Source organism: Nocardia sp. NPDC058497 (genome assembly GCF_042720195.1).
Classification (GTDB): domain Bacteria; phylum Actinomycetota; class Actinomycetes; order Mycobacteriales; family Mycobacteriaceae; genus Nocardia.
Genome location: NZ_JBHXMY010000272.1, coordinates 1 through 7,769 on the forward strand (window position 1 = coordinate 1; position 7,769 = coordinate 7,769).

8 protein-coding genes are annotated in these 7,769 nt (G+C 66.8%); 4 read left to right on the forward strand and 4 right to left on the reverse strand.

Going from position 1 to position 7,769, the window contains the following annotated elements:
• Window positions 1-664: sigma factor-like helix-turn-helix DNA-binding protein (locus ACFWPJ_RS18710; protein ID WP_378852959.1), on the forward strand; the 664-nt coding region annotated here is incomplete at its 5' end.
• 105 nt (window positions 665-769) lie between these two features.
• Here the strand turns inward: ACFWPJ_RS18710 and ACFWPJ_RS18715 are convergent.
• A complete protein-coding gene (locus ACFWPJ_RS18715; protein ID WP_378852961.1) occupies window positions 770-1,732 on the reverse strand; it encodes a LysR family transcriptional regulator in 963 nt (320 codons plus the stop codon).
• Window positions 1,733-1,864: 132 nt separating this feature from the next.
• On the opposite strand from ACFWPJ_RS18715, the gene ACFWPJ_RS18720 reads away from it, so the two are divergent.
• Window positions 1,865-3,178 (forward strand): MFS transporter, encoded by a 1,314-nt coding sequence (locus ACFWPJ_RS18720; protein WP_378852973.1) that lies wholly within the window; start codon window positions 1,865-1,867, stop codon window positions 3,176-3,178.
• Between the two features lie 24 nt (window positions 3,179-3,202).
• Here ACFWPJ_RS18720 and ACFWPJ_RS18725 read toward each other — a convergent pair whose 3' ends face one another.
• The 3 genes from ACFWPJ_RS18725 to ACFWPJ_RS18735 all read right to left on the reverse strand — a co-directional run bounded on the left by ACFWPJ_RS18725 (window position 3,203) and on the right by ACFWPJ_RS18735 (window position 5,533).
• Complete coding sequence (locus ACFWPJ_RS18725; RefSeq protein ID WP_378852963.1) at window positions 3,203-4,411, reverse strand: site-specific integrase; 1,209 nt, start codon at window positions 4,409-4,411, stop codon at window positions 3,203-3,205.
• A 73-nt stretch (window positions 4,412-4,484) separates the two neighbouring features.
• The gene (locus ACFWPJ_RS18730) at window positions 4,485-4,688 is read right to left on the reverse strand and encodes a hypothetical protein (protein WP_378852965.1); all 204 of its coding nucleotides are present in this window, start codon (window positions 4,686-4,688) and stop codon (window positions 4,485-4,487) included.
• A 143-nt stretch (window positions 4,689-4,831) separates the two neighbouring features.
• Window positions 4,832-5,533 (reverse strand): winged helix-turn-helix transcriptional regulator, encoded by a 702-nt coding sequence (locus ACFWPJ_RS18735; RefSeq protein ID WP_378852967.1) that lies wholly within the window; start codon window positions 5,531-5,533, stop codon window positions 4,832-4,834.
• 90 nt (window positions 5,534-5,623) lie between these two features.
• Between ACFWPJ_RS18735 and ACFWPJ_RS18740 the strand changes: the two genes are divergently transcribed.
• Together ACFWPJ_RS18740 and ACFWPJ_RS18745 are read left to right on the forward strand one after the other, a co-directional pair.
• The gene (locus ACFWPJ_RS18740; protein ID WP_378852969.1) at window positions 5,624-6,754 is read left to right on the forward strand and encodes an acyl-CoA dehydrogenase family protein; all 1,131 of its coding nucleotides are present in this window, start codon (window positions 5,624-5,626) and stop codon (window positions 6,752-6,754) included.
• A 184-nt stretch (window positions 6,755-6,938) separates the two neighbouring features.
• Window positions 6,939-7,634, forward strand: coding sequence for a methyltransferase domain-containing protein (locus tag ACFWPJ_RS18745; protein ID WP_378852971.1), 696 nt, complete (start codon window positions 6,939-6,941; stop codon window positions 7,632-7,634).
• The last annotated feature ends 135 nt before the right edge of the window (window positions 7,635-7,769 follow it).

Consider the following 7,769-nt stretch of genomic DNA (forward strand, 5'->3'; position numbering starts at 1 on the left):
CGACTTCTTTGGGATTTGGTTTCTTGTGCTGTTGGTTATCGATGACCGATTGACTCCGGAGGATCAGATCACCCTCGACGACGGTGTGCGGATGGCCCTGCTCGTGATACTCGAGCAGCTGACACCGGCGGAGCGCACCACGTTTGTGCTCCACGACGTCTTCGGGCTCGATTTCGCCGACATCGCTCACTCGGTCGGGCGGACACCGGAATCATGCCGTCAATTGGCCAGCCGAGCCCGCCGCCGGATCGCGGGCAGCCGGGCTGGACGGTTTTCCGTGAGTAGGCCCGAACTGCGGAAGATATGCGACGAGTTTGCCCGGGCGTGTGCGGACGGCAACCTGAACGCCCTGATGGAAGTACTCGACCCACACGTCTCCGGGGATTTCGACTCCGGTGGGCTTGTCCGGCGGGCGCCGCTGGAGACACTGAACGGGTCGGTCGCAGTCGCTGAACAGCTCATCGCATCATTCGAGCGGCTACCGGCGACCTTCCGCGTGGAAAGCGTGAACGGAGAACCCGGCGTGGTCGTCCGGTTGGGCGAGCGTATCGGCGCGGTGCTGACCTTTGTTCTCGTCGACGGATTGATCCGCGAGATCTTCGCGGTGGGAAACCCGGATAAGCTGCGGCACCTGCAGCCGCACCCGCCACCGATTTCCCGATGATCTGGTCCTGGACTGGTGACGTAGCGGTATTGCGTTCGTGCAGTATTCACGGGTCCGGTGGGCATTGCTGTCCACGGTTTCGCGCTAGAACCGGATGGACCGGGGTCATTGCCGGTCAGATGGAGGTAGCGGCGGCGTGCGCTGCGTCCATGTCGGTGTCCAGACCCCGGTGTCGGGTACGGCCGCTCGTCTGGAGTCGAGGTAGCCGCGGAGCGTGATAAGCGCGGGATGCGGATTGTCTTCGCGCCAGATCAGTGACATCGGGTAGACCGGTGTCGGGTTACGCAGCGGTATGCGCCGCAGGTCGTAGCTGTCCGGCCACAGATATTGTGAGCCTTCGCCGATCAGGGTCGCCAGGTCCGATGAATCGGCGATCTCGTCCAGCAGGGCCTCTTTTGCGAAGACAGGGCCGAGTGCGTCGATGGTGAACCCGAAGGTGGTGGTCAGTTCGGCGTAGTAGTCGGCCACCTCGCCGCGTGAAGGCAGGCCGGGCATCCAGATTCGGTGTCCGGCCAGTTGCGAGGGCGTGACGGTGTGGGCGTTGGCGAGCGGGTGGTGGGGGCCGACGAGCAGCTGGTGCGGTTCGTCGATCACTCGGGCAGTGCTGATCGCCGTGGGCAGATGCTGGTGTCGGGGGACGGCGTGGAAGGTGGCGTCGATTGTTCCAGCTTCGACAGCGGCGATCGCCGCGGTGACGTCGGCGTCGAGGGTGACGAGGTCCAGTTCGGTGTCGGGATGCATGCGGTGGAAGTCCTGGAGAAGCCCCGCCGGTGCGATCCGCCGGGCGACGACATCGACACGCAGCGCGCGCCGACCAGGGCGTACAGAGGCGTCGGCGCGTTCCGCGACCCGAAGCAGTTCACGGGCGTGCGGCAGGAACGCCTGGCCGTCGATGGTGAGCTGGGCGCCACGGGCAGTGCGGGTGAACAAGCGCACATCCAGGTCTTTCTCCAGAGTCGCGATGCGCTTGGAGACCGCCTGCTGGGTGATCGACAGCGCGGCGGCGGCTTCCTGGAACTGGCCTGCGTCCGCGGCGGCGACAAAGGTACGCACAGCGTTGAGATCCACACCGGTAACCCTACTGGCACAACATCCGGTTGTGGCTCGCCGCCAGCCCCGTTGTTTGATTCCGTCTCCTCGGCCTTGCTTTGATCACTGCGATCAACAGCGAGTTGTTCGAAGCGGAAGGTATGGAGCTTGGTGCGCAGAAGATCGCTGGGTCGTCAGTTCGGATGGCTGTGGGCATCGTATGCGGTCAGTGCATACGGCTCCGGGTTGGGGTTCGGCGCATTACCGCTGATCGCCGTGCTGGTGTTGGACGCCAGCCCCGTTCAGGTGTCCACGTTGTCAGCGGTGGGACCGGCGGTGGGCGCGCTGGTCGCGTTGCCGCTCGGGCCCTGGGTGGAGTTTCGCCGCAAGCGACCAGTGATGATCACGATGGACCTGGCGCGGTTCGCGGTGATGATGACGATCCCGGTCGCGTACGCCTTCGGCCGGCTCAGTTTCGTTCAGTTGCTGGTCGTCTCGGTCGTGGTCGCCGCCGCCAAGATCGCCTTCGGCGCGGCGAGCGGCGCGTACCTGAAAGCCCTTGTCCGGCAGGACGACCTACTCGTGGCCAACGCGCGATTCGAGTCGACGAACTGGAGTTCCATCGCCGTCGGGCCACCATTGGGCGGCGCGGCGATCGGTCTGTTCGGTCCGGTCATCACCGTGGTGGTCGATGCGGTCAGCTACCTGCTCTCCGCGCTGGGGCTCACGGTGATTCGCGGCCGAGAAGACCACCCGGACCGTACCGCCAAACGCCAGGTCCGGGCAGGTGAGTTGCTCGACGGCTGGCGACATATCCTGTCCCACAGCGGGTTACGGTCGCTCTACCTCAATCACCTGCTCGTCAGCGGACTGATCATGGCCACCGAGCCACTGCTGGCCGTGCTGCTGCTGCGCCAGCTCGGATTCTCACCCTGGCAGTATGGCCTCGCCTTCGCCGTCCCCTGCCTCGGCGGGCTCATCGGCTCACGCCTTGCCGGCCGTGTCGTAGCGCGCTACGGCCGATACCAGATCCTTCGTACCGTTGGCACGCTGCGCGCGGTCTGGCTGATCGGCCTCGCATTCGTCCAGCCCGGTGTCGTCGGCCTCGCGATGGTAATCGCTGTCGAGCTCGCGATCATCATCAGTATGAGCTTGTACACCCCGGTGCTCGCCACCTATCGACTCGAACATACCCCCAAAGACCGCATCGCCCGCACCTTGATGGCCTGGTCGATCAGCAGCAGCGCCGCCATCGCCATCCTCAGCGCACTCGGCGGCCTACTCGCCGCCGCAACCAGTCCTCGCACGGCTATCGCGGTCGCAGGCCTACTGATCCTGGCCAGCCCGCTGTTGCTACCGCGCCGCCAGGGCCCTCCGCTCACATCCGACCTGGCGGTCTCAACGGCGCATGCCCTGCCACCGGTGGCGGTCGGTTCGCGCGAGGCGAAATACCCGCCATACAATCGCGATGCAGCGTTGCATTAAATGCAATTCATCCTAGTTTGGCGGTCAGAGGCCGAGTTTGGTGACGGCGTTGTCTTCCAGCGGGTTCGCGGTGCGGATGTAGCCGTGAACAGTGCGTGGGTTGGCCCAACGGCCTTGGCGCATGATCTCGCGGTCGCTGGCGCCGCCGAGCGCGGCTTGGGTGGCGAAGCCGGCGCGCAGGGAGTGGCCGGAGAACAGGGCGGGGTCGAGGCCTGCCCGCGCGGCGTAGCGTTTGACGAGCTCGGCGACCGCTCGCCCGGACAGCGGTGCGGCACCGATGGAACCGTGCCGGTTGATGGTGGGGAACAGCGGTCGCTCGGCGTCGGTGCGCAGCGGCGTGCCGGTGAAACCGTGGCAGCGATGGATCGTTGTGTCGGGCACGGGGTTTCCGGCTGTCCATGTCCGTGTGCCGGTATCGCCCGCGTCGGCGTGGACTTCCAGGAGCCGGACCCAGTCGGCGAACGCGCAGATCGGGCAGGTCCGGGGGTGTTTGCCGCGAGGCAGGGCGATGCGCTGTTCGGCGACGCCGGTGGGGTCGGTCTTCGTGGTCGGCAGATGGACGACGAGCAGCGGTTCGCCGGTGGTGTGATCGGTGCGTACGTGGACGTCACTGATCCGCAGGCCCGCGAGCTCGCTGCGCCGCAACGCGCCGGCGAATCCGACCAGTAGCGCGAGAGCATCACGACGACGGGCTGGTTCGGTGGGCCAGCCGGGTTCGGGAAGTTCGGCGAGTAGTTGATCGAGGGTATGCAGCAGGACCGGCCGTTTGCGGGTCGGCGGGGTGCGCCGGGTGCGCCGGATGCCGCGCAGCGTGAGCCGGACGACGTCGGAACGTGTCGGTGAGGGGAGTCCGTTGGCGGCGTGGACTGCGGCGATGGCGGCGGACTTGCGGTCCAGTGTCGCGGGGCTGAATGCCCAGGCGCCGCTGTCGCGTCGGGTATCGGCGGCCGCGGCGAGATACACGGCGACGTCGAGTGGGTCGGCGGGCAGCGCTTGGCGCTGCTCGGCCGCGCACCAGCCCGCCCAGGCAATCCAATCGGTGCGGTAGGCGCGCAGGGTGTTTGCCGATTGGGAGGCTTCGAGGTAGCGGCGCAGGGAATCGGCCTGGCTGTCGTCGAATCGTTCGCGGACCAGGCGCAGGGCGGCGGTGTCGACGAGTACGCTGCGCACGCCGCGGCGCAGCTCGGTCCGTACCTGTTCGGGAAGGACGACCGCTGCTTCGCTGCCGCTCACGTCGCCACTCCTCGCGTGAATCAGTCTGTCGCCGATGACTCCTGGCGTTCGAGCCTAGGTCATCGGCACGCGATCACGGCATCTCCGCCAGCTCGGCGAGCTTGGTGTGGATGAACGCGGCGAGCCGGTGCCGGCCGGCGGTGGTGAGGAAACTGGTGTCGCCAAGTCGCGGAAAATGGTCATCGACTTGGTCTGGCGGTGTTTCGGCGACGTCCGTGGATTCGCCGACGAGCTCGAGACGTGCCCGATGCTGCCGGGGAAGAGGAACATTCGGCACGTCCGTGTCGGTGTGCGCTGCTCCGTGACCTATCATGACGAAACCCTAACGTTTTGATTACGGCCGTTGCCAACACGGCGGGCCCGGTAGTGATAACCGCCACGTTTCGGATTTGCGGATCATCGGGGCGTGGCATGTGCAAGTCAGGATGCACGGGCTGTCGTGTCCTCGGCCATGCCCGATTCGCGGACGTATCCGGCGACGGGGCTCAGTTGCAGGACGGTGGGCATCCGGCGGGTGAGTGCGGGTGGGCCGGTGAACACCACCCGGCCGGTGCGCTGGGCGTGGCTCAGTGGCATGCGGCCCAGCCACACTTCGTAGAGGGCTGCCACGTCCGCGACGATGGTGACGTCTACCGGGTAGCCGGGATCGGTTTCGCACACCGAGGGCGTGGCGCCTTCGACGACGATCCAGAATCGCCGCACGTCGTCGGTGAACCGAACGTGCAGGACGTTCCTTCTGCCGGGAAGGGTCGAGGTGTCGACGCGGGTGTGCATCCACCAGACGAGCAGCGCCGCGTCGAGCTCGTCGTCGCGGGGCGCGCCGAAGGTCCAGCGTGCGCCCCATTCACCGAGGCCGAACAGGATCGGTTCGAGTTGGGTGCCCGCCTCGGTGAGCAGGTGTTCGGTGCCGATCTTCTCGATCAATCCGGCGCGTTCGAACTGGCGCAGCCGTTTGGCCAGCAGGCTGCGCGAGAGTCCGGGCAGGCCGCGGGCGAGGTCGTTGAAGCGGGTGGTGCCGAGGGACAGGTCGCGCAGGATCAGCAGCGACCAGCGTTCGCCGAGCACGTCGAGCGCGCGGGAGATGGGGCAGTACTGGCCGTAGCCTGCGGTGGTAGTCGTCATGGTCACCTCACCGACGGGGTCCACTTTCCGGACCGGGAGAGTCCACTTTCTGGACTATCTGGTTATCGCGGCGGTTCCTACCTTCGAAACATGACTTCCACAATTGCCGACACCACGTCCACCGCCGACCGCGTCGCCCTGGCCCGCGAGATCGGCGAATCCCTGCGCCCCGAGGTGCCCGAGCGGGACCGCACCGGCGAGATCTCCGTCGCCGCGTTCGACCGGTTGCGAGCGAGCGGCCTGTCCGCCGCGCTTGTGCCCACCGAGTTCGGGGGCGGCGGCGCGAGCCATCGGGAGATGGGGGAGATCCTGCGCGAGCTCGGTAGGCACGATCCGTCGACCGCTGTCGCGTTCGCGATGCACTCCCATCTCGTCGCCGCCCAGGTGTGGCGGCACAACCACGGCGTGGACGCCTCGGCGGTGTTCGCGAAGGTGGCGGCGGGCGCGATCCTGGTGAGCACCGGCGCTTCGGACTGGGTGGACTCCAACGGTGCGGCCGTGCGCGTGGACGGCGGCTATCGGGTGAGTGCCCGCAAAGCGCCGGCCAGTGGGTGCGAGGTGGGCGACGTGCTGGTCACCAGCGTCCGCTATGAGGGCGAGGGCGAGCAGGTCCTGCATTGCGCGATCCCGATGTCCGCGCCAGGGGTGCGCATCGACAAGACCTGGGACACGTTGGGCCTGCGGGCCAGCGGCTCGCACACCGTGGTCCTCGACGACGTGTTCGTCCCCGATGCCACGGTGTCGATGATCCGTCCCGCCGGGGTGTGGCCGCCGGTACTGAATGTGGTGATCGGCGCGGCACTTCCGCTGGTGCTCGCCGCCTACCTCGGTGTCGCCGACTCCGCTGTCGAACTCACCGCACGGCTGCTCGCGGGCCGCACCGAACCGCACACGCTGCAGTCGGCAGGCGAGATGCTCAACGCCTACACCACCGCCGCCGACCTCGTCGCCGCCATGTTCACCGACTCCGACAACCTCGGTTTCGCCAACACCGACGAGTACGCCGGCCGGACTCTGAGCCGCAAAACCGTCGCCGCCGACGCCCTCGTCACCACGGTGCGCCTGGCGATCGAGACCACCGGCGGCGCGGGTTACTCGCGTTCGTGCGACCTCGAACGTCTCTACCGCGACATCCACGGCTGCCAGTTCCACCCGCTGCCTCGGGCCAAGCAGACTCGCTTCAGCGGCCGGGTGCTGCTCGGGCACAGCCCGCTCGGCTGAATATGCCTGGCGTAGAGGTGGCTTCGGTGTGGTCTAATCGGCGGGTGATGATGTTTGCGCAGCAGTGGTGGCCGGTTTCCTAGCGGCCCAACCTGTTTTGCGTGGCCGCCTGGGTGGGCGGCTGGGTCCTTCGTGACGACTTCTGTTCCGGCCCGTGCAGGCGGTTCTGAATGGAAGGACAACCATGAACGACAGTGCTACCGGTTTCGGTGAGATTCTCGTCAGTTCTCGTTCCCTCGACGAGTATCGGGCGATGTTTGCACTGACCGACGCCGATCTGCGGCGCCGGATCCTCGATTGTCCCGGCGGCGCGGCCGGGTTCGCCGGCGAGGTGTGTGATCTCGGCGGGGACGTGACCGCCTGTGACGTCGCCTATTTCGACGACGGTGTCGCGCGGGTGGCGGCGACGGCGGTGGCTGAGGCGGACCGGGGCAACAGGTATGTGCGTGACCACGCCGATGCCTATCGCTGGACCTTCTTTGCCAACCCTGACGCGCATCGCCGCACCCGGCGCGGTTCGGCACAGCGTTTCGCCGCCCATACTGCCCTCGCCCCGGATCGGTATGTCGCGGCTCGACTGCCCGTACTTCCGTTCGCGGACAACAGTTTCGACCTCGTGCTGAGTTCACACCTGCTGTTCAGTTACGCCGACGACCTGGACTTCGACTTCCATCGGCGGGCGTTGACGGAACTGGCGCGCGTGGCCACCAGCGAGATCCGGGTTTTCCCGTTGGTCGCCATCGGATCCCCGGTCCGGTATCCGCGGCTCGACGAGCTGATCGGCGAGCTGTCCACCGTCGGTGTCGAGAGTGTGATCGTGGACGTGGACTACGAGTTCCAGGCGGGCGCGAACCAGATGCTGGTGTGTACGGTGCGCTGAGTTGTCAGTCGAACAGCTCGCTCGCGGAAGGTAGTGCGCGCCAATGGTCGGTGGCCGGGGCGAGCCAGGTCGCGAGCATCGGCAGCCTGTCTCTTATACACAACTCAGATCCCACGAGACCCTAAATCATCGCGG

Coding starts and splice junctions, on each gene's coding strand:
- ACFWPJ_RS18745 (WP_378852971.1), top strand. CDS start 6,939: ATGAACGACAGTGCTACCGGTTTCGGTGAGATTCTCGTCAGTTCTCGT.
- ACFWPJ_RS18735 (WP_378852967.1), bottom strand. CDS start 5,533: ATGACGACTACCACCGCAGGCTACGGCCAGTACTGCCCCATCTCCCGC.
- ACFWPJ_RS18740 (WP_378852969.1), top strand. CDS start 5,624: ATGACTTCCACAATTGCCGACACCACGTCCACCGCCGACCGCGTCGCC.